This window comes from Citrobacter sp. Cb080 (assembly GCF_030334745.1).
GTDB classification, from domain to species: Bacteria; Pseudomonadota; Gammaproteobacteria; order Enterobacterales; family Enterobacteriaceae; genus Citrobacter; species Citrobacter braakii.
In genome coordinates, this window is the sequence record NZ_JAOWDG010000080.1 from 141570 (window position 1) to 158970 (window position 17401).

A 17401-nucleotide genomic window follows, 5' to 3' on the forward strand; every position below is an offset into this window, starting at 1 on the left:
TCCCTATTCTGGAGATATTCCTTTGATCAACGTTTTTCTTGTTGATGACCACGAACTGGTGCGCGCAGGGATACGACGCATTCTTGAAGATATAAAAGGCATTAAAGTTGTCGGCGAGGCGTGCTGCGGTGAAGATGCGGTAAAATGGTGCCGCTCAAATTCCGTAGACGTTGTGCTGATGGACATGAATATGCCCGGTATTGGTGGCCTTGAGGCAACGCGTAAAATTGCGCGTTCAACGGCTGACATTAAAGTGATCATGCTGACTGTCCATACCGAAAACCCGTTACCTGCAAAAGTCATGCAGGCGGGAGCCGCGGGCTATCTCAGTAAGGGGGCTGCGCCCCAGGAGGTCGTGAGTGCGATTCGTTCGGTTTATTCTGGCCAACGTTATATTGCCTCCGATATCGCTCAGCAGATGGCGCTTAGCCAGATTGAGCCTGAGAAAACGGAAACCCCGTTTGCCAGTTTGTCTGAACGTGAGTTGCAGATTATGCTGATGATCACCAAAGGTCAGAAGGTCAATGAGATCTCAGAGCAACTGAATCTTAGTCCTAAAACGGTGAACAGCTATCGCTATCGAATGTTCAGTAAATTAAACATTCACGGCGATGTTGAGCTGACTCACCTGGCAATTCGCCATGGCCTGTGTAATGCGGAGACATTAACAAGCCAGTGACCGATCAGTTTGATGCCAAAGCGTTCCTGAAAACCGTGACCAGTCAGCCCGGCGTTTATCGTATGTATGATGACGCCGGGACGGTCATCTACGTCGGGAAAGCGAAAGACCTGAAAAAAAGGCTTTCCAGCTACTTCCGTAGCAACCTCGCATCGCGTAAGACCGAAGCACTGGTCGCGCAAATACAGCAGATTGATGTCACGGTAACGCACACCGAAACCGAGGCGTTATTGCTTGAGCACAACTACATCAAGCTGTATCAGCCGCGTTATAACGTTTTGCTGCGCGACGATAAATCCTATCCTTTTATTTTCCTCAGCGGCGATACCCATCCTCGCCTGGCAATGCATCGCGGGGCCAGGCATGCCAAAGGCGAGTACTTTGGACTGTTTCCTAACGGCTACGCCGTACGCGAAACGCTGGCGTTGCTGCAGAAAATCTTCCCTATTCGTCAGTGCGAAAATAGTGTTTATCGCAATCGCTCGCGGCCCTGTCTGCAATATCAGATTGGCCGCTGCCTCGGTCCGTGTGTGGCGGGCCTGGTGAGTGAGGAAGAGTATGCGCAGCAGGTTGATTACGTTCGTCTGTTCCTGTCCGGGAAAGACGATCAGGTATTAACGCAGCTGATCGCCCGGATGGAAAAGGCCAGCCAAAATCTCGAGTTTGAAGAGGCTGCTCGCATTCGTGACCAAATTCAGGCCGTACGCCGCGTGACCGAAAAACAGTTTGTCTCTAATACCGGAGACGATCTGGACGTCATCGGCGTGGCGTTTGACGCCGGCATGGCCTGTGTGCACGTGCTGTTTATTCGCCAGGGTAAAGTGTTAGGCAGTCGTAGCTATTTCCCGAAAGTACCTGGTGGAACAGAACTCGGCGAGGTCGTTGAAACCTTTGTCGGACAGTTTTATCTGCAGGGAAGTCAGATGCGCACCTTACCCGGTGAGATCCTGCTCGATTTTAATCTTAGCGATAAAACCCTGCTGGCAGACTCTTTGTCTGAGCTGGCCGGGCGGAAGATCAACGTTCAGACGAAACCGCGAGGCGATCGCGCGCGGTATCTGAAGTTGGCGCGTACCAACGCGGCGGTGGCGTTAACCACAAAACTTTCCCAGCAGTCGACCATTACTCAACGCCTGACGGCGCTGGCATCAGTACTCAAGTTACCCGCAGTGAAACGCATGGAGTGCTTTGATATCAGCCACACGATGGGCGAGCAGACGGTAGCCTCCTGCGTGGTATTCGATGCCAATGGACCACTGCGCGCCGAGTATCGCCGCTATAACATCACGGGTATTACGCCGGGTGATGATTATGCGGCAATGAATCAGGTTCTCCGTCGGCGCTACGGTAAGGCGATTGAAGAAAGTAAGATTCCGGACGTCATATTGATCGACGGCGGGAAAGGTCAACTGGGGCAGGCGAAAGCCGTGTTTGCTGAGCTGGACGTTCCCTGGGACAAACAGCACCCGCTTTTGTTGGGTGTGGCAAAAGGGGCCGATCGTAAAGCAGGCCTGGAAACGCTGTTCTTTGAGCCGGAAGGTGAGGGCTTTAGCCTACCGCCGGATTCGCCTGCATTGCACGTTATCCAGCATATCCGCGATGAATCTCACGATCATGCAATTAGCGGGCACCGTAAAAAACGGGCGAAGGTGAAAAGTACCAGCACGCTGGAGACTATTGAAGGTGTCGGGCCGAAGCGTCGGCAGATGTTGTTGAAATATATGGGCGGTTTGCAAGGTCTTCGTAACGCGAGTATTGAAGAAATTGCAAAAGTGCCGGGTATTTCGCAAGCTCTGGCAGAAAAGATCTTCTACTCGTTGAAACATTAGGCCCTCTGTAGCAACATAGGGGTAATTTTACTGACAACAGATAGTTATCCGTCATATGCAATTTAATATCCCTACGTTGCTCACGCTGTTTCGCGTCATCCTGATCCCATTCTTTGTATTGGCTTTTTATCTGCCATTCACCTGGACTCCCTTCGTTTGTGCGCTGATCTTCTGTATTGCGGCGGTCACCGACTGGTTTGACGGCTATCTGGCGCGTCGCTGGAACCAAAGCACGCGTTTTGGCGCCTTCCTCGATCCGGTGGCTGATAAGGTACTGGTGGCTATCGCGATGGTGCTGGTGACCGAGCACTATCACAGCTGGTGGGTAACGCTTCCTGCCGCCACGATGATTGCGCGTGAAATTATTATCTCTGCGCTGCGTGAGTGGATGGCTGAACTGGGTAAACGTAGCAGTGTGGCGGTGTCCTGGATCGGCAAAGTGAAAACCACTTCGCAAATGGCCGCGCTCGCATGGCTGCTGTGGCGTCCAAATATTTGGGTAGAGTACGCCGGGATCGCACTTTTCTTCGTCGCCGCGATACTGACGTTGTGGTCAATGTTCCAGTATTTGAGCGCTGCGTGGGGAGATTTGCTTGAACAGTGATCGTTTCGGCGCAAATTTCAGCAAACGATCGTCAGTGGTGAAAAATATCGTTGACTCATTGCGTCAGGTAAGTAGAATGCAACGCATCGAACGGCAGCACTGATTGCCAGACGATAACAAAATCAAGTGATTAACAAAGTTACTTGGTGATGCGGGAATAGCTCAGTTGGTAGAGCACGACCTTGCCAAGGTCGGGGTCGCGAGTTCGAGTCTCGTTTCCCGCTCCAAATTAAAGACATCGGCAATAGCGGATGTCGGCTGAAAAGCCAGAAGATTTCGGCGCGTTAGCAAAGCGGTTATGTAGCGGATTGCAAATCCGTCTAGTCCGGTTCGACTCCGGAACGCGCCTCCAATTTCTTCCCGAGCCCGGATGGTGGAATCGGTAGACACAAGGGATTTAAAATCCCTCGGCGTTCGCGCTGTGTGGGTTCAAGTCCCACTCCGGGTACCATGGGAAAGAATAGAATAATCAAAGCAATAAGCAGTGTCGTGAAACCACCTACGGGTGGTTTTTTTGTGCCTGAAATTTCTCGCTTCTCGCTCAGCGAACCTTCAAGCTCAGAAATCCCCTGGCTTTCATCCTATGTACATCACAGGCATTTGGGGTGTAATGCAAGCATATCACCCTGACGGGCTCAACATAGATACGCCAACGCTATTGCAACTCTTACCGGTCTTGAACTAACAGGTTAGATGAAAACAAGCAGAGTTACTATCAGCGTGCAGCATGAGCTCTTAAGGCCCGTCAGCCAGTCGTTGAGATAGATTTTCTGATACATATGAAACTCTCCCTGTTTTGAAATTCTCTTTTATGATTCCAGAAGTCAGGAGGGGCGGCTACAGGTCATGAGAGATAAACGTTCGCAGCCGAGGGGCCTCGAAGACCATTTATTCGACAAAACTCAACGCGTAATCCGGGGATGAGTACTTCTGAGTCACGGAGACTTAAGGCTGAAATGTGAAGCTGTACATCTTTGCGACCATCGGAGGGGGAGATAAGGCCTTTACCGCTCTTGCAGTCAAAGGCTTTGACAATTCCTGTCATTTTACGAGACAAAAAAATTCCTTAAAGCTAATAACGTGTTGCACTATACACATACCCCTGGATAATGCCAGAAATATTTTTCAGCTATCGTGAGATCTGGATAGCTAAAATAAACATTGATTATTATATACGCCCGTGCGTTAATGGTCGCGTCGGTTTGAAGAACAGACAAAATACAAAGTAGTTTACTAAAGCAGTTCTCATTTCAGGTGTTTTATATTTATCCCTTCTTTGAGTCTCCCCACTAAGCACTAAGTAGTTTCTGTAATAAAACCATGTTCGCCGGAAGGCCAAATTAAGGAATACAAAATGTCAAAAAAGATGAATGGTTTAGTAAAATGGTTTAATGCCGATAAGGGATTCGGTTTTATTTCTCCTGTTGACGGTAGTAAAGATTTATTTGTACATTTTTCTGCTATCCAGAGCGATAATTTCCGCACCTTGTTTGAAGGGCAAAAAGTCTCTTACTCCATTGAGAATGGTACTAAAGGTCCGGTTGCTGGCAATGTAGTTATTACAGAGTAAATCCTTTTTTTGTCTGTATGCGATAACGAAGAAGGCTAAAGCCTGAGTAGACATACTGACAGAAGCAATGGATGTATTGTTGGGTCAGTAGAGATGAAATGTTACTGATCCGGTATTCAGGGCAACGGTCAGCATATTTCATCTCTCTTTTGCATGAGAGAGTATGCTGACGATTGTGAGTACGTGTAGGTTCACTGCACAAAAAGTCTAACCGCTTGCTTTGTACGGCAACGTACGCAAGGGGATAGCTTTTCCCAGATATCACCATAATTTTTATTTTTTAAATATGAAAATACTAAACCCGCAGCCAGCGGGTTTTCTGTTATCTGTAGCTTGATAAATCTTAAAATACAGATGTGGTGATTCTGTTCCAGAAATAGAGTCTAAAACGGATTCAGGCTGCTTCTTTTTGGTTTGTCTGGAATACTTTATTGCAATGAGGACAGATTAAAAGAGAACCTTTTTGTACTCTTGAAAAACTGTGTTCAGATTGTTGGGTACAGTTTGGGCAGGTGCATTTGACAAGATAGTTGCGGCGTGATTTAGAGTCTTTACGTTCTGACATAGGCTTTTCCTTGAGTGGATGAACTTCAACCATACCCTAATTCGTCCAAAAAATCTTAACTTTATGATGTTTTGGATATGTAAATATAAAGAAAAGGTATCGCAAAGAGCCTGATGATAAGGGCGGCTTCCCAAATTTAATTCTGTAATCCTCAATCTTCCTGGCTGCGTGGTTCAAATAAAAATACGAAAAGATTGCTCAGACAGTATTTTCCAAAAGGAGCTGGCTTATCGGTTCGCAGCCAGCAAAGAATTAACATTGTTGCATCCAGTGGTTGAACGCCCAGCAAAAAGCGGACGTTTGTGAGCTCAGGAAAAAAGGACGCTATATTTTTGCCTGATTGACGCGGGATGAAAGCTCCTGATGGCTCTCTTTTCGTTCGCTGTAGCGATCGGCAAGGTAATCGGTTTGCCCCTTGAGCAGCAGCGTGATTTTAAACAACTCCTCGGCGACATCGACGATACGATCATACCAGGACGAAGGTTTCATTCGCCCGTTCTCATCGAATTCTTGCCAGGCTTTGGCTACTGAGGACTGGTTAGGGATCGTGAACATCCTCATCCAGCGCCCAAGGATACGCATCTGGTTCACGGCGTTAAAAGACTGCGACCCGCCGCAGACCTGCATCACCGCCAGTGTTTTTCCCTGTGAAGGGCGAACGGCCCCTTCGCTTAAGGGGATCCAGTCGATCTGTGCCTTCATCACCGCACTCATTGCCCCATGCCGCTCTGGGGAACTCCACACCATCCCATCACACCATCTGACCAGCTCGCGCAGCTCGGTGACTTTTGGGTGCGTATCTGGGGCATCATCCGGCAGGGGTAAACCTGAGGGATTAAACAGTCTTACTTCCGCCCCCATTGCCGTCAGCAGGCGTCCCGCTTCTTCTGCGGCAAAGCGACTGTAAGAACGCTCTCTTACCGAGCCATACAGGATCAGTATGCGTGGCGGCTCCTGGAGCTGCAGGCGTTCAGCAATCTGCTGATCGAAGCAATCAGCATTCAGTGCAGGAAAGTGTTCCATTTTTTACTCCTCCGGGAGGTTCTGTGATTTCAAATTCAACACATATGATTTATCATATATGTATTCTAAAGGGAACGGAGTAAAAAATGCTACAGCCTGTTCAGCTTTTTAAAATCCTGTCGGATGAAACCCGTCTCGCCATTGTTATGCTTCTCCGGGAATCCGGCGAACTGTGCGTATGCGATATATGCGCGGCGACCTCTGAATCACAGCCTAAAATTTCTCGCCACATGGCTATTTTGCGAGAAGCGGAGCTGGTGCTTGACCGCCGGGAAGGCAAATGGATTCACTACCGTCTGTCTCCCCACATGCCAGCGTGGGCCGCTGAGACGATCACGACGTCCTGGCAGTGTCTGAGGAAAGATGTGGGTGAATGGCTGAAAAAATCAGCCTGCACATCCTGTTGAGAGAATTTTTTACATACGCATAATCATATATAAAGGAATCTAAAATGCTTTTGGCAGGGAGTATTTTTATACTGACGCTGGTCTTGGTCATCTGGCAGCCCAGAGGTCTCAGCATTGGCTGGAGCGCAAGTATCGGAGCCTTACTGGCACTGGGGACGGGGGTCATCCACATTGATGATATTCCCGTAGTCTGGAATATCGTCTGGAACGCAACAGCGGCATTCATCGCGGTGATTATCATCAGCCTGCTGCTCGATGAGTCCGGTTTCTTTGAATGGGCCGCGCTGCATGTCTCCCGCTGGGGTAACGGGCGTGGTCGCCTGCTGTTTACCTGGATAATACTGCTTGGCGCTGCTGTTGCTGCGCTGTTTGCTAACGACGGTGCAGCACTGATACTGACGCCGATTGTGATTGCGATGCTACTCGCCCTGGGGTTCAGCCAGGCGACGACGCTGGCCTTTGTCATGGCTGCAGGATTTATCGCAGATACAGCCAGCCTGCCGCTGATTGTCTCTAACCTGGTCAATATTGTCTCGGCGGATTTCTTCGGCCTGGGCTTTACACAGTATGCCTCCGTGATGGTTCCTGTGAACCTGGCGGCCATTGCTGCCACGCTGGTCATGCTCCATCTCTTCTTCCGCCGCGACATCCCGCCCAGTTATGACGTTTCACTGCTCAAGATGCCTGCCAGTGCGATTAAAGATCCGGCGACGTTCAGGGCGGGCTGGATTGTTCTGCTGTTCCTGCTGGTCGGTTTCTTTGTTCTGGAGCCGCTGGGGATCCCAGTAAGCGCGATAGCAGCAGTTGGGGCTGCGGTGCTGTTCGTGGTAGCCAAGCGTGGCCACGCCATTAATACCGGGAAAGTGCTGCGCGGGGCGCCCTGGCAGATCGTGATATTCTCGCTGGGTATGTATATGGTCGTCTACGGCCTGCGTAATGCAGGACTCACCGAGTATCTTTCTGCTGTACTCAATATGCTGGCAGACAAAGGTTTATGGGCTGCCACGTTCGGTACCGGCTTCCTGACTGCCTTCCTGTCGTCTGTGATGAACAATATGCCGACGGTGCTGATTGGTGCATTGTCCATTGACGGGAGTGCTGCGACCGGCGTCGTCAAAGAGGCGATGATTTATGCCAATGTGATTGGCTGCGATTTAGGGCCTAAAATCACCCCGATAGGCAGTCTGGCAACTCTGCTGTGGCTTCATGTGTTGGCACAGAAAAATATGACCATCACCTGGGGATATTACTTCCGCACCGGCATTATCATGACTCTGCCCGTGCTATTCGTCACTCTGGCCGCGCTGGCGTGGCGGCTCTCTGTCACTTTGTAATGAGATATTGATATGAGCAACATTACCATCTATCACAACCCGGCCTGTGGCACCTCACGTAACACGCTGGAGATGATCCGTAACAGCGGTAACGAACCAACTATTATTTATTATCTCGATACGCCCCCGACTCGTGATGAACTGACCAAACTGATTTCAGATATGGGCATTTCAGTACGCGCATTGCTGCGGAAGAACGTTGAACCTTATGAGCAGCTTGGTCTTGATGAAGATAAGTTTTCTGATGAGCAGTTGATCGATTTTATGATTCAGCATCCGATCCTGATTAATCGGCCGATTGTAGTGACGCCGCTTGGCACGCGTCTTTGTCGTCCCTCAGAAATTGTGCTGGATATTTTACCTGAAGCTCAGAAAGGCTCTTTTACCAAAGAGGATGGCGAAAAGGTCATTGACGAAACGGGGAAACGGGTTAAGTAATCTTTCCGCTTAATATTATCGGGTGCCTGTTGACTTCATACCGGTGCCTGCTCTTTGCTGATAACCCTCGTTCACGACTGGAGAAGCGTATTTGCGGGGGATCAAAACAGGTTCATTAGCCTGCCCACTTGCCTGAAGAGACATTTGTCTCACTCCGAATGCATTTCGTTTATCAATTATTGAAATAAATATATACATAATAGTTTTTGATTAGCAGAACTTACCGATGCAGGTCAGTTGAGGCAATTTCATTTCCCTTAGGGTAAGAGTCAAAAACTATCATGAAACAAGAGCTTGTATTGACAGATGAAGACTTACTTGCACGAGGTAACGATCGTTACGTCTTTCAGCATCCACAGGATAGTAACCTGCTGATCAAAATCGTTATTTCAGATATTGCGAACTATAAAAGCAAGTTACGGGAAGTCTTCCGGGACCTCAAAGAATGCAAGCCTGGTCATCAAACAGACTCTCTTTATATGCAAAAGATCGAAGGCCTTGTTGAAACAAATAAAGGTCTAGGGCAGATCACTGTGAAGGAGTGCGATGAGCATGGCAACCTTGCTCAAACTCTTTATCAGCTTGCTCTCAAAAAAGAACTCGATGACAGCAAATTGCAGAAGCTGAATGCTTTTTTAGCATGGTTTGTCAGCACCAAAGTCATTATTAACTCCTTGCATTGTAAAAACATTGTTTATGCCTGGGATAGCGAGCGTCAGGATTATCGCTTCAAAGTCATTGACGGGTTTGGTGACAAAACGTTTTTTCAACTCAGTAAGCTTTCGCAATCAGTTCGCGATAAGAATAAAATCAAATGTCTCAAGCGGATGCTTAACGATTTGAACGGTCTGCAACAAGCTTAACCACGCAGGTTAAAAATAATCGAATCACCAGTTTTCTGTTGCCGGACTTCCGACCCCGCATACCTGATTAACAAAGGTGTTTACGCAGAAGTAAGTTACATATTAACTTCTTGAAAAATATTCTGAACTGCTCGGCGTTCGTGCTGTGTGGGGGCAAATCCCACACCGGAACCATGGGAAAGAATAGAAGAATCAAAGCAATAAGCAGTGTCGCGAAACCACCTACGGGTGGTTTTTTTGTGCCGGCTTTTGACGAACCATAGGTATTTTGCGTCAAGTAAGCCTGCCAGATACGTTAAGCCGCCCGCTACACACTCCCCATTGCCAATCAATCTATCGACGAATCGGTGCATTAAACATAAACCTTCCCCGGGCTGGGTTGTTGATAAAGCCATCCCGGGCGGGGTTATAGTTGTGGTCCTGAAAACCATTCATCATGATGGGATCGCCTATGCCATCCTGAATCGCCAAATGTCTGTGGATTCGGTTACGTGTCCTGAATGTGAAAGCGAAATCATCCGTCCCGCCAATGATGATGACGCCATTTCCTGCAAGAAGTGCCGCGCTTAACTCTTGCTCTCTTGCGGCCTGGTTTTGTAACGCGCTGGCTGCGGCAGACGATGACGCCAGCAGCAATACGAGGACGGCGCATGAAAATACCGGTGGCAGTTTCATGATTAATACCCATTAAAAGTATGGCTATTAAAGTATAGTCTTATGTCGTCATCTCATCTGAATAGAAAATGAACAGTTTAAGCCTGTTGCCTGTACGGAGTCTGAGGGGGTGGGAGAGGAGTGCCGCGCAATTAAGAACTATAATAAAAACAGTCGACAGATGATGACTCCAGTTTACAGATAGTACCGATACAGGGGGCGGTTATGCGCGTCTCATTTTCTCCGCGAGTTGCGTTCACCGCTACGACATCTGGCTGGATAATAATCACGGACTCCCTGCCAAAGTGATCAGCTATGCGCCAGATGGGCAGCGATTAGAAACTGTTCTTCTGGATGCTATGGTTATTAACACCCGTTTCCCCGTCAATTTTTTCACGCCTTGAGGGAGCCTGCACTATGGCTGACTATCAGTTTTCCACAATCTGGCGGGTTGAGGCTTCAGTTCAGGAGGTATGGGATGTTTTTTCCCATCCGGACAGGTGGCCTGAATGGTGGGGAAGTCTGGAACGCATCGTTGAGATAAGGAAAGGGGATTTACGGGGTATTGGGGCGTTGCATCGTTATACCTGGAAAGGGGCGCTTCCTTATCGCTTAACCTTTGATATCAATGTGTTGAAAATACGGCCTTGCACATTGCTTGAAGGACAAGCCAGCGGCGCGGTGGAAGGGCGAGGGGTATGGTCTTTTACTCCCAATGGTACAGCGACTATTGTCAGATATGACTGGAATGTGCGTACCACGATCCGCTGGATGAATTATCTCGCCCCGCTGGCAGCACCTGTATTTCGCTGGAATCACAATACGGTCATGCACGAGGGGGCAAGAGGGTTAGCCCGCAAACTGGCAACGACTGTGTATATAGTCTGAACGTATCTCCGCTGCTGTACTTTTTTGGCTGTAAATGGCTTAATAGCGACCTTGCAGTTTCTCACTTCATTCACAGTTAACAGGTCTGTTATTGATGAATAATCTCCATCGACTCGCCTTTTTATGCCAGCCTCTGTCTGCTGTGATGATCGCGTACGGTTTCCCCTTTAGCCGTAGCTCAACTCTTACAACCTGGACAGACAGCAATGCAACGTCGTCAGTTTCTCAAAAATAGCGTTCTCCTTTCCGCCGCCGGATTAGTCGGCCCTGCAGTCATTAGCCAGACGGTACGTGCCGCTGAGCCATCCGTTGCGACAATAGCTCGTCGACGCTTTGTCTTATCCCAAACGTATAAACTCAATCCTCCTAAGGGATCGAGCGGCGTGGTGAAACTGTGGATCCCGCTACCGGTGGATACCGCGTTTCAACAAATGACAGCGCTTGCCTTTAGCGGAAACTATAAGCAGGCGTACGTCACCACCAATAATACCTACGGCGCGAAAACGCTGTTTGCCACCTGGGCTGACTCGCAGGGTGAATTGTTGGTTAACGTTGATATCGACATTGAAACCGCCGACTGGGAACCGCTGAAGCAGGACGCGCTGAAAAACTGGCAGGCACCTGAGCAGATTATTTATCCGCTGGATGTAAAACCGTATCTGTTGCCGACGGCACATACCTCAGTTGATGGACTGGTCCTGGAAACCGCGCGTAAAATCACCGGTAATGAGCAGGATCCGCTGAAAAAAGCGCGCCTGATTTACGAATGGGTCAGCAGCCATATGGAGCGTGACAACGACGTTATTGGCTGCGGCACGGGGGATGTGGCGGAGATATTAAAAAGCGGTAAGCTCAAAGGAAAATGCACCGACATGAGTTCCGTTTTTGTTGCTCTGGCGCGAGCCAGCGGTATTCCGGCGCGCGAACTGTTTGGCATCCGTCTGGGCAAGGCCAATAAGCTCGAACGTTACTCGAAAAGTGCTTTTGGCACAGCCGACAGTGCAGGCGTTGCCAATGTGAGCGGCGGTCAACACTGCCGTGCTGAGTTCTATCTGGCAGGTTACGGTTGGTTACCGTGCGATCCTGCTGATGTGACCAAAATGCGTCTGGCAGAGAAAAAAACGCATCAGGATGCCGATGTCCAGGCGGTTAACGCTTACCTGTTTGGTAACTGGGAAATGAACTGGGTTGGATTCAACTACGGACGTGATTTCGAGTTGTATCCGGCAACGGAGCAGGGGGCCATGAATAACTTTGGTTATCCTTACGCTGAAGTCGATGGCGACCCGATCAATTTCTATGATCCTAAAGCGTTTTCCTACAGCTATGTCGCCACAGAACAACGCTAAAGGTGCGGGGCTTACCCTGTTGACGGCTGCTGCGGCCGCCGTCACCGCTGGCTTATGCTGTGTTGGACCGCTACTTTACCTGCTGTTTGGTATTTCGGCGGCGAGCTTCGCCGTTTTCACCCGGTTTGAGTTTTTGCGAACTCCTCTGGTACTGCTGTCCCTGGGATTATTACTGCGTGTCTTCTGGCGGCTCTATTTTTCCAAACGGTTGTGGTGCTCCGGGTGGTTAACTCTGAAGCAAGCGCGCGTTCTCTACTGGTGCGCGCTGGCATTGATTTTGCCGGTGCTATTTTACCCAACGCTTGTTGCCTGGTTTTATGAGGTATTTGAATGAAGATCTTCGCGTTAGTTGCATGCTTGCTGTTGCCGCTGTGGGCTCAGGCGGCCAATCAAAAAGTGGTGCTGGATATACAAAATATGACCTGCTCGTTATGCGTTATTTCGGTCAATCAGGCGCTACGTGAAACTGACGGCGTGATTAAAGCAAAATCCTCTCTCAAAACCCGGCAGGCAGAAGCCATCGTGCCAGAAGGTTTCCCAACCGATACTCTACTTAACGCAGTAGCGAAAACGGGCTATACCGCAACGCTCAACCGTATTGAACAACAGTAAACCACCTGCGGGTGGTTTTATTGTGTTTTCCCGGTATGATGCCCGGCGGCTTAGTGTTCTCTTTTGTGCGTTAACTACCGGAATTCCCCTCTTTTCCTGTTAACCTGAACAGGCGGCTGCTGTAAGCCGCATATGCCCATTTATATCTGTTATCCCTCCAGCCATGTAGGATGATCACAGGCAAGATTTTTTGACTAAGGAAAAGCGTTATGAAAACGGGACCATTAAACGAGAGCGAACTGGAATGGCTGGATGACGTACTGACTAAGTACAATACGGATAAGGCTATTCTGGATGTGTCAGAACTGGATGGTTTACTGACGGCGGTACTGAGTTCACCGTATGAAATTGAACCGGAGCAGTGGCTGGTCGCTATTTGGGGCGGCGCGCAGTATGTTCCTCGCTGGTCCTCCGAAAAAGAAATGACGCGTTTCATGAACCTGGCGTTTCAACATATGGCGGATACGGCCGATCGCCTGGATGAATATCCTGAGCAGTTTGAGCCGCTGTTTGGTTTGCGTGAAATTGACGAGCATGAACTGACCATCGTTGAAGAGTGGTGTTTTGGTTATATGCGCGGCGTCGCACTGTCGGACTGGTCCGCGTTACCAGACTCGTTAAAACCGGCGCTCGAGGCTATTGCGCTGCACGGTACGGAAGAAAACTTTGCGGTCGTTGAGAAAATGACGCCAGAAGCGTTCGAAGAGAGCGTGGATGCCATCCGCCTGGCGGCGCTGGATCTGCATGCTTACTGGATGGCGCATCCTCAGGAAACGCCGGTTAAAGTACCGGTCAAAGTGGATGCCAAGGTAGGGCGCAATGACCCTTGTCCGTGCGGTAGCGGTAAAAAATATAAGCAGTGCTGTTTGCATTAAGAAAAAGGGGCGTTAAGCCCCTTTTGTTTTAACCCACTTCCGGTAGTAATCCTGCTGCAATTGAAAACTGTACGGCTATCACCACAATGCCGCACAAAAATACCAGCGCCAGCGCCGGAGCACCCCCTGCCACGCGGTAGTTAGCCTGTGGATTCTGTTTTCTGCTCTGCCATGCCAGCATCGAGGGAATGAGCAGCGCCAGCACCGCCAGGGCAACGCCCGCATACCCCAGGGCCATGACGAAACCACGCGGATAGAACAGCGCGAATGCCAACGGCGGCAGGAAGGTCACCACGCCGGTTTGCATTCTTCCTGCTACGGTATTGCGGCGCTGGAAGAGGTCGGCCAGGTAGTCAAATAATCCCAATGCGACGCCGAGGAAAGAGGTTGCCAGCGCAAGGTCGGCAAACAGATGCACCGCCAGTTCGACGTGCGGCGAAGCCACGACTTCACGTAATGCTTGTAATAAACCGTTTAAACCAGCGTGGTTGGCTAACAGCCCCATGAACGTTGAGGAGTTAATACTGCCAAGCGTGGCCAGTTGCCAGAAGATATAGGCGACTAGCGGAATGGCGCTACCGGTGATAAACACCCAACGCAGTTTACGGATGTTACCGTTCATATAGCTGACGATACTGGGGACGCTGCCGTGAAAACCGAACGAAGTGAAGATAACCGGGATTGCAGAAAGTGCCAGCCCCTGCTGAAGCGGCAACGTAAGCAGGTTTACTTTATGGATATGCGGCATTAACAGGGCCAGCATCACCACCAGGAAGATTATCTTGGCACTGAACAACAGACGGTTGAACAGATCGACCAAAGATGTGCCAACGCAAACCACGCCACCGGCAACAAAGGTGAACAGCGGTACGCCTGTTGTCGGGGAGAGCGTTGTCCCGGTCCAGTCGCTGATGCTGGAAGCCAGCAACTCACCAGCGCCACTGATATACGCCGCCGTCAGCGCGTACATTAAAAACATCATGCTAAAGCCCGTTACCCATTGTCCGTAACGACCAAGATAACGTTTTGCCAGCGTACCCAACCCGGTGTCTGCCGGTACGTGTTGATACACTTCAAGCAGCAACAGCGCGGTGTAGCACATTAGCGCCCAAAGACTCACTAACAATACCAGCGTGACGCTAAACCCCACGCCTGCCGCGGCCAGCGGCATTGCCAACATACCGGCACCAATCGTGGTTCCCGCCACGATAAAAATACTACCCAGGGTTCTGTTTTTCACGCTTTCCTCTGTCCCAGAGATAATCAACGGTTATATCTGCGGCGCAGGTTAAGGCAAAACGCTATTTTCGTCAAATCACCGTTACAATGAATGTAAATTAATCTTTACGATGTTTGGCTCGTTAAGATGTATCACAAATGATATTTATCTGCGGGTAAACCTGCGTTAGCGCAAAGCAAGGCCGTGCCGTTCACATTAGGCTACGGACTTTATTGAGGAGGTAGTATGGAATCTATTCACGGTCACGAAGTGCTCAACATGATGATTGAATCTGGCGAGCAGTATTCAAATGCCAGCCTTGAAGCGGCGATTACGGCACGGTTTGGCGAGCAGGCTCGTTTTCACACCTGTTCTGCGGCGGATATGTCGGCAGCTGAGCTGGTGGCGTTTTTAGCGGCGAAGGGGAAGTTTATTGCAAAAGAAGACGGCTTCTCTACGCACGAAAGCAAGATCTGCCGTCACTGATTTTAGCGGGTAATGATGGCGGGTTGCCTTCATTACCCCACAACATTAATTCTGTGTATCAAGCGTAGCCAGTTCTTTATCGATGAAATAAAGACCTTCGCCACTTTTCCCTGCCAGCGATAACTTATCAATGACAGATTTAAATAATTTCTCTTCTTCATGCTGCTCGGCAACATACCATTGCAGGAAATTAAACGTCGGATAATCCTGGTGGGTCATTGCCGCGTGTGCCAGCTCATTAATTTTCTGGGTGATCAACTGCTCATGTTCGTAAGTAACACGGAACAGTTCGTCCAGAGACGCATATTCAGCAAAGGGGGAAGGAACGGTGTTAATACACGGCAAGCTGCCGGTATCGGTCAGGTAGTCAAACAGACGCTGCATATGCGTCATCTCTTCCTGGGCGTGACGGCGCAGGAACGCGGCGGCACCTTCAAAGCTGTGATAGCTGCACCACGCGCTCATCTGTTGGTAGAGCAGAGATGAATATAATTCAAGGTTCATTTGCTCATTCAGTTGGTCGATCATTTCTGTTTTCAGCATAGTTGTGCTCCACAAACGTTATTATATATTAGCGTGGCGTCACTATAATTTGTTATTTAATTATTTGCAAAAGGTAAAATAATAAATTTATTTATTAAAAATGCGAATGGGAATAAAACGCATTAACGCTATTGAGCGGGGAATATAAATAATGAAAAGGCAGAAGACCAGCAATAATGTGCTGGTCGAAAATATTAATAATTGAAGGCAGGCGATTGGGATACCGCAACGCCGTGACACTGCCAGGCGAGCGTGATTTTGGTATTTAAACACAGAGAACCGGCATATACGCTACAGGTTGATACCGGCTGACCAAACGCCATTGCGTTGGCATAACCCAGGCGCTGACACTCTTTGGTGGCTGTGCCTTGGGTCACGTAATCATCGGTACGCGCCGTTTGTAGCATGGCCTGGTTGTAGGTCAGGCGAACGACGCCGGTGATGGCACTGGCTTCGCTGACCTGCGCCTGTTTAGTAATAGTGCATCCTGTCAGCACGAGCGGCAAAAGGGCAAGGATAAAGGTCTTCATGTGATCGCTCTGAAAGTTCGGAGATAGGCTATCATGGCATATGTGGTGGCGCATCAATGGCTTGAATAGCCCGAAGATCACCTGCGATTAATCGCAACGACGTCATTTTATTGAGGCTATTCTGAGCTGTCTCAGGAAAAATGTGAGCACCTCATTATTTTATAAAACAAAATTTCATTAAATTTGAAAGCGAGTTTGCAAAATAGTAATGTGGCCTGAATGTTATGACTTTCAGCGGGCCTCCGCAGCGCATTCAGGAGATTACAGAATGAAAATTGCATTGATGATGGAAAACAGCCAGGCAAGCAAAAATGCCATCATTCATAACGAGCTTAAAGCCGTTGCGGATGAGAAAGGTTTTCCAGTGTATAACGTCGGGATGAGCGACGAAAATGACCATCATCTGACCTACATCCATTTAGGGATTATGGCCAGCATCCTGCTCAATTCCAAAGCCGTGGATTTTGTGGTTACGGGGTGCGGTACGGGCCAGGGGGCAATGATGTCACTGAATATACATCCGGGCGTGGTGTGCGGTTACTGTCTCGATCCGGCAGACGCATTCTTGTTCTCTCAGATCAACAACGGGAATGCGCTTTCTCTGGCATTCGCCAAAGGTTTTGGCTGGGGTGCTGAGCTGAATGTGCGCTATATGTTTGAAAAAGCATTCACTGGTCGTAACGGCGAAGGGTATCCACCAGAGCGTAAAGAGCCGCAGGTGCGTAACGCGGGGATCCTGAACCAGGTGAAAGCGGCGGTGGTAAAAGAAAACTATCTGGACACTCTGCGCGCTATCGATCCTGAACTGGTAAAAACCGCCGTATCTGGTCCGCGCTTCCAGCAGTGCTTCTTTGAAAACTGCCAGGACAAAGCGATCGAAGCATTTGTACGCGAGATAGTTGGCTAAATCCTGTTGGCCCGGCGGTGTTCGCC

Annotated in this window: 23 protein-coding genes, 3 tRNA genes and 1 pseudogene; 19 read left to right on the forward strand and 8 right to left on the reverse strand. The window is 49.3% G+C overall.

The features are described 5' to 3' along the window. The first annotated feature begins 22 nt into the window (after positions 1 to 22). The 6 genes from uvrY (at position 23) to OGV38_RS19565 (ending at position 3563) form a co-directional block, all read left to right on the forward strand. Positions 23 to 679: a UvrY/SirA/GacA family response regulator transcription factor gene (uvrY, locus tag OGV38_RS19540; RefSeq protein WP_006684079.1), complete on the forward strand. Its 657-nt coding sequence runs from the start codon at positions 23 to 25 to the stop codon at positions 677 to 679. After that, positions 676 to 2508, forward strand: coding sequence for an excinuclease ABC subunit UvrC (gene uvrC / locus OGV38_RS19545; RefSeq protein WP_286474498.1), 1833 nt, complete (start codon positions 676 to 678; stop codon positions 2506 to 2508). The genes uvrY and uvrC overlap by 4 nt, the downstream gene beginning before the upstream one ends. Positions 2509 to 2563: 55 nt before the next feature. After that, complete coding sequence (pgsA, locus tag OGV38_RS19550; protein WP_286474501.1) at positions 2564 to 3112, forward strand: CDP-diacylglycerol--glycerol-3-phosphate 3-phosphatidyltransferase; 549 nt, start codon at positions 2564 to 2566, stop codon at positions 3110 to 3112. A gap of 151 nt (positions 3113 to 3263) precedes the next feature. Beyond that, a tRNA-Gly gene (locus OGV38_RS19555) sits at positions 3264 to 3339 on the forward strand. Between the two features lie 51 nt (positions 3340 to 3390). After that, a tRNA-Cys gene (locus OGV38_RS19560) sits at positions 3391 to 3464 on the forward strand. 12 nt (positions 3465 to 3476) lie between these two features. Beyond that, a tRNA-Leu gene (locus OGV38_RS19565) sits at positions 3477 to 3563 on the forward strand. Between the two features lie 238 nt (positions 3564 to 3801). Here the strand turns inward: OGV38_RS19565 and OGV38_RS25175 are convergent. After that, positions 3802 to 3891, reverse strand: coding sequence for a hypothetical protein (locus OGV38_RS25175; RefSeq protein ID WP_016153471.1), 90 nt, complete (start codon positions 3889 to 3891; stop codon positions 3802 to 3804). Positions 3892 to 3956: 65 nt separating this feature from the next. Next, positions 3957 to 4169, reverse strand: coding sequence for a cold shock-like protein CspH (cspH, locus tag OGV38_RS19570; RefSeq protein ID WP_049040548.1), 213 nt, complete (start codon positions 4167 to 4169; stop codon positions 3957 to 3959). A gap of 297 nt (positions 4170 to 4466) precedes the next feature. Between cspH and cspA the strand changes: the two genes are divergently transcribed. Then, on the forward strand, positions 4467 to 4682 hold the full coding sequence (gene cspA / locus OGV38_RS19575; RefSeq protein ID WP_016153470.1) for an RNA chaperone/antiterminator CspA: 216 nt from the start codon (positions 4467 to 4469) through the stop codon (positions 4680 to 4682). A gap of 394 nt (positions 4683 to 5076) precedes the next feature. On the opposite strand, the gene OGV38_RS19580 is transcribed toward cspA, so the two are convergent. Continuing rightward, positions 5077 to 5247, reverse strand: coding sequence for a YnfU family zinc-binding protein (locus OGV38_RS19580; protein ID WP_162835200.1), 171 nt, complete (start codon positions 5245 to 5247; stop codon positions 5077 to 5079). A gap of 140 nt (positions 5248 to 5387) precedes the next feature. On the opposite strand from OGV38_RS19580, the pseudogene OGV38_RS19585 reads away from it, so the two are divergent. Next, positions 5388 to 5513 (forward strand): annotated as a pseudogene (locus OGV38_RS19585) (IS30 family transposase); the annotation flags it as partial. Between the two features lie 58 nt (positions 5514 to 5571). Here OGV38_RS19585 and arsH read toward each other — a convergent pair. Next, positions 5572 to 6270 carry an arsenical resistance protein ArsH gene (gene arsH / locus OGV38_RS19590; RefSeq protein WP_016153469.1) on the reverse strand — a complete coding sequence of 233 codons (699 nt, stop codon included), beginning with the start codon at positions 6268 to 6270 and terminating at the stop codon, positions 5572 to 5574. An 86-nt stretch (positions 6271 to 6356) separates the two neighbouring features. Here arsH and OGV38_RS19595 point away from each other — a divergent pair, with 86 nt between their 5' ends. From OGV38_RS19595 to OGV38_RS19610, 4 genes are all read left to right on the forward strand, one after another. After that, positions 6357 to 6677 carry a transcriptional regulator gene (locus tag OGV38_RS19595; RefSeq protein ID WP_016153468.1) on the forward strand — a complete coding sequence of 107 codons (321 nt, stop codon included), beginning with the start codon at positions 6357 to 6359 and terminating at the stop codon, positions 6675 to 6677. 44 nt (positions 6678 to 6721) lie between these two features. Continuing rightward, positions 6722 to 8011 carry an arsenic transporter gene (locus OGV38_RS19600; protein ID WP_181500270.1) on the forward strand — a complete coding sequence of 430 codons (1290 nt, stop codon included), beginning with the start codon at positions 6722 to 6724 and terminating at the stop codon, positions 8009 to 8011. A 12-nt stretch (positions 8012 to 8023) separates the two neighbouring features. Further along, a complete protein-coding gene (arsC, locus tag OGV38_RS19605) occupies positions 8024 to 8449 on the forward strand; it encodes a glutaredoxin-dependent arsenate reductase (protein ID WP_016153466.1) in 426 nt (141 codons plus the stop codon). A gap of 281 nt (positions 8450 to 8730) precedes the next feature. Next, positions 8731 to 9312, forward strand: coding sequence for a YrbL family protein (locus OGV38_RS19610; protein WP_016156828.1), 582 nt, complete (start codon positions 8731 to 8733; stop codon positions 9310 to 9312). 333 nt (positions 9313 to 9645) lie between these two features. On the opposite strand, the gene OGV38_RS19615 is transcribed toward OGV38_RS19610, so the two are convergent. Further along, the gene (locus OGV38_RS19615) at positions 9646 to 9987 is read right to left on the reverse strand and encodes a hypothetical protein (RefSeq protein ID WP_016156827.1); all 342 of its coding nucleotides are present in this window, start codon (positions 9985 to 9987) and stop codon (positions 9646 to 9648) included. A 396-nt stretch (positions 9988 to 10383) separates the two neighbouring features. On the opposite strand from OGV38_RS19615, the gene OGV38_RS19620 reads away from it, so the two are divergent. The 5 genes from OGV38_RS19620 (at position 10384) to OGV38_RS19640 (ending at position 13690) form a co-directional block, all read left to right on the forward strand. Further along, complete coding sequence (locus tag OGV38_RS19620; RefSeq protein ID WP_286474505.1) at positions 10384 to 10854, forward strand: SRPBCC family protein; 471 nt, start codon at positions 10384 to 10386, stop codon at positions 10852 to 10854. A gap of 206 nt (positions 10855 to 11060) precedes the next feature. Then, positions 11061 to 12203, forward strand: a complete 1143-nt coding sequence (locus OGV38_RS19625) for a transglutaminase-like domain-containing protein (RefSeq protein WP_181500314.1) — start codon at positions 11061 to 11063, stop codon at positions 12201 to 12203. After that, complete coding sequence (locus OGV38_RS19630) at positions 12181 to 12537, forward strand: mercuric transporter MerT family protein (protein ID WP_016153461.1); 357 nt, start codon at positions 12181 to 12183, stop codon at positions 12535 to 12537. The genes OGV38_RS19625 and OGV38_RS19630 overlap by 23 nt, the downstream gene beginning before the upstream one ends. Continuing rightward, positions 12534 to 12815: a heavy-metal-associated domain-containing protein gene (locus OGV38_RS19635; RefSeq protein ID WP_016153460.1), complete on the forward strand. Its 282-nt coding sequence runs from the start codon at positions 12534 to 12536 to the stop codon at positions 12813 to 12815. The genes OGV38_RS19630 and OGV38_RS19635 overlap by 4 nt, the downstream gene beginning before the upstream one ends. A gap of 209 nt (positions 12816 to 13024) precedes the next feature. Beyond that, complete coding sequence (locus OGV38_RS19640; RefSeq protein ID WP_019077057.1) at positions 13025 to 13690, forward strand: YecA/YgfB family protein; 666 nt, start codon at positions 13025 to 13027, stop codon at positions 13688 to 13690. A 28-nt stretch (positions 13691 to 13718) separates the two neighbouring features. Here OGV38_RS19640 and tyrP read toward each other — a convergent pair whose 3' ends face one another. Next, the gene (gene tyrP, locus OGV38_RS19645; protein WP_286474509.1) at positions 13719 to 14930 is read right to left on the reverse strand and encodes a tyrosine transporter TyrP; all 1212 of its coding nucleotides are present in this window, start codon (positions 14928 to 14930) and stop codon (positions 13719 to 13721) included. 225 nt (positions 14931 to 15155) lie between these two features. Between tyrP and OGV38_RS19650 the strand changes: the two genes are divergently transcribed. Next, complete coding sequence (locus OGV38_RS19650) at positions 15156 to 15395, forward strand: YecH family metal-binding protein (protein WP_016153457.1); 240 nt, start codon at positions 15156 to 15158, stop codon at positions 15393 to 15395. A 45-nt stretch (positions 15396 to 15440) separates the two neighbouring features. Here the strand turns inward: OGV38_RS19650 and ftnA are convergent, their stop codons facing one another. Together ftnA and OGV38_RS19660 are read right to left on the reverse strand one after the other, a co-directional pair. After that, positions 15441 to 15938: a non-heme ferritin gene (ftnA, locus tag OGV38_RS19655; protein WP_016153456.1), complete on the reverse strand. Its 498-nt coding sequence runs from the start codon at positions 15936 to 15938 to the stop codon at positions 15441 to 15443. 194 nt (positions 15939 to 16132) lie between these two features. Continuing rightward, positions 16133 to 16468: a YecR-like family lipoprotein gene (locus tag OGV38_RS19660; protein WP_016153455.1), complete on the reverse strand. Its 336-nt coding sequence runs from the start codon at positions 16466 to 16468 to the stop codon at positions 16133 to 16135. Between the two features lie 268 nt (positions 16469 to 16736). Here OGV38_RS19660 and OGV38_RS19665 point away from each other — a divergent pair, with 268 nt between their 5' ends. Further along, the gene (locus OGV38_RS19665; protein WP_016153454.1) at positions 16737 to 17375 is read left to right on the forward strand and encodes an RpiB/LacA/LacB family sugar-phosphate isomerase; all 639 of its coding nucleotides are present in this window, start codon (positions 16737 to 16739) and stop codon (positions 17373 to 17375) included. The last annotated feature ends 26 nt before the right edge of the window (positions 17376 to 17401 follow it).

Coding starts and splice junctions, on each gene's coding strand:
- OGV38_RS25175 (WP_016153471.1), bottom strand. CDS start 3,891: ATGTATCAGAAAATCTATCTCAACGACTGGCTGACGGGCCTTAAGAGC.
- arsC (WP_016153466.1), top strand. CDS start 8,024: ATGAGCAACATTACCATCTATCACAACCCGGCCTGTGGCACCTCACGT.
- OGV38_RS19615 (WP_016156827.1), bottom strand. CDS start 9,987: ATGAAACTGCCACCGGTATTTTCATGCGCCGTCCTCGTATTGCTGCTG.
- OGV38_RS19625 (WP_181500314.1), top strand. CDS start 11,061: ATGCAACGTCGTCAGTTTCTCAAAAATAGCGTTCTCCTTTCCGCCGCC.
- OGV38_RS19650 (WP_016153457.1), top strand. CDS start 15,156: ATGGAATCTATTCACGGTCACGAAGTGCTCAACATGATGATTGAATCT.
- OGV38_RS19640 (WP_019077057.1), top strand. CDS start 13,025: ATGAAAACGGGACCATTAAACGAGAGCGAACTGGAATGGCTGGATGAC.
- OGV38_RS19610 (WP_016156828.1), top strand. CDS start 8,731: ATGAAACAAGAGCTTGTATTGACAGATGAAGACTTACTTGCACGAGGT.
- cspA (WP_016153470.1), top strand. CDS start 4,467: ATGTCAAAAAAGATGAATGGTTTAGTAAAATGGTTTAATGCCGATAAG.
- OGV38_RS19660 (WP_016153455.1), bottom strand. CDS start 16,468: ATGAAGACCTTTATCCTTGCCCTTTTGCCGCTCGTGCTGACAGGATGC.
- OGV38_RS19635 (WP_016153460.1), top strand. CDS start 12,534: ATGAAGATCTTCGCGTTAGTTGCATGCTTGCTGTTGCCGCTGTGGGCT.
- OGV38_RS19665 (WP_016153454.1), top strand. CDS start 16,737: ATGAAAATTGCATTGATGATGGAAAACAGCCAGGCAAGCAAAAATGCC.
- ftnA (WP_016153456.1), bottom strand. CDS start 15,938: ATGCTGAAAACAGAAATGATCGACCAACTGAATGAGCAAATGAACCTT.
- arsH (WP_016153469.1), bottom strand. CDS start 6,270: ATGGAACACTTTCCTGCACTGAATGCTGATTGCTTCGATCAGCAGATT.
- pgsA (WP_286474501.1), top strand. CDS start 2,564: ATGCAATTTAATATCCCTACGTTGCTCACGCTGTTTCGCGTCATCCTG.
- OGV38_RS19620 (WP_286474505.1), top strand. CDS start 10,384: ATGGCTGACTATCAGTTTTCCACAATCTGGCGGGTTGAGGCTTCAGTT.
- OGV38_RS19600 (WP_181500270.1), top strand. CDS start 6,722: ATGCTTTTGGCAGGGAGTATTTTTATACTGACGCTGGTCTTGGTCATC.
- OGV38_RS19630 (WP_016153461.1), top strand. CDS start 12,181: ATGTCGCCACAGAACAACGCTAAAGGTGCGGGGCTTACCCTGTTGACG.
- OGV38_RS19580 (WP_162835200.1), bottom strand. CDS start 5,247: ATGTCAGAACGTAAAGACTCTAAATCACGCCGCAACTATCTTGTCAAA.
- OGV38_RS19595 (WP_016153468.1), top strand. CDS start 6,357: ATGCTACAGCCTGTTCAGCTTTTTAAAATCCTGTCGGATGAAACCCGT.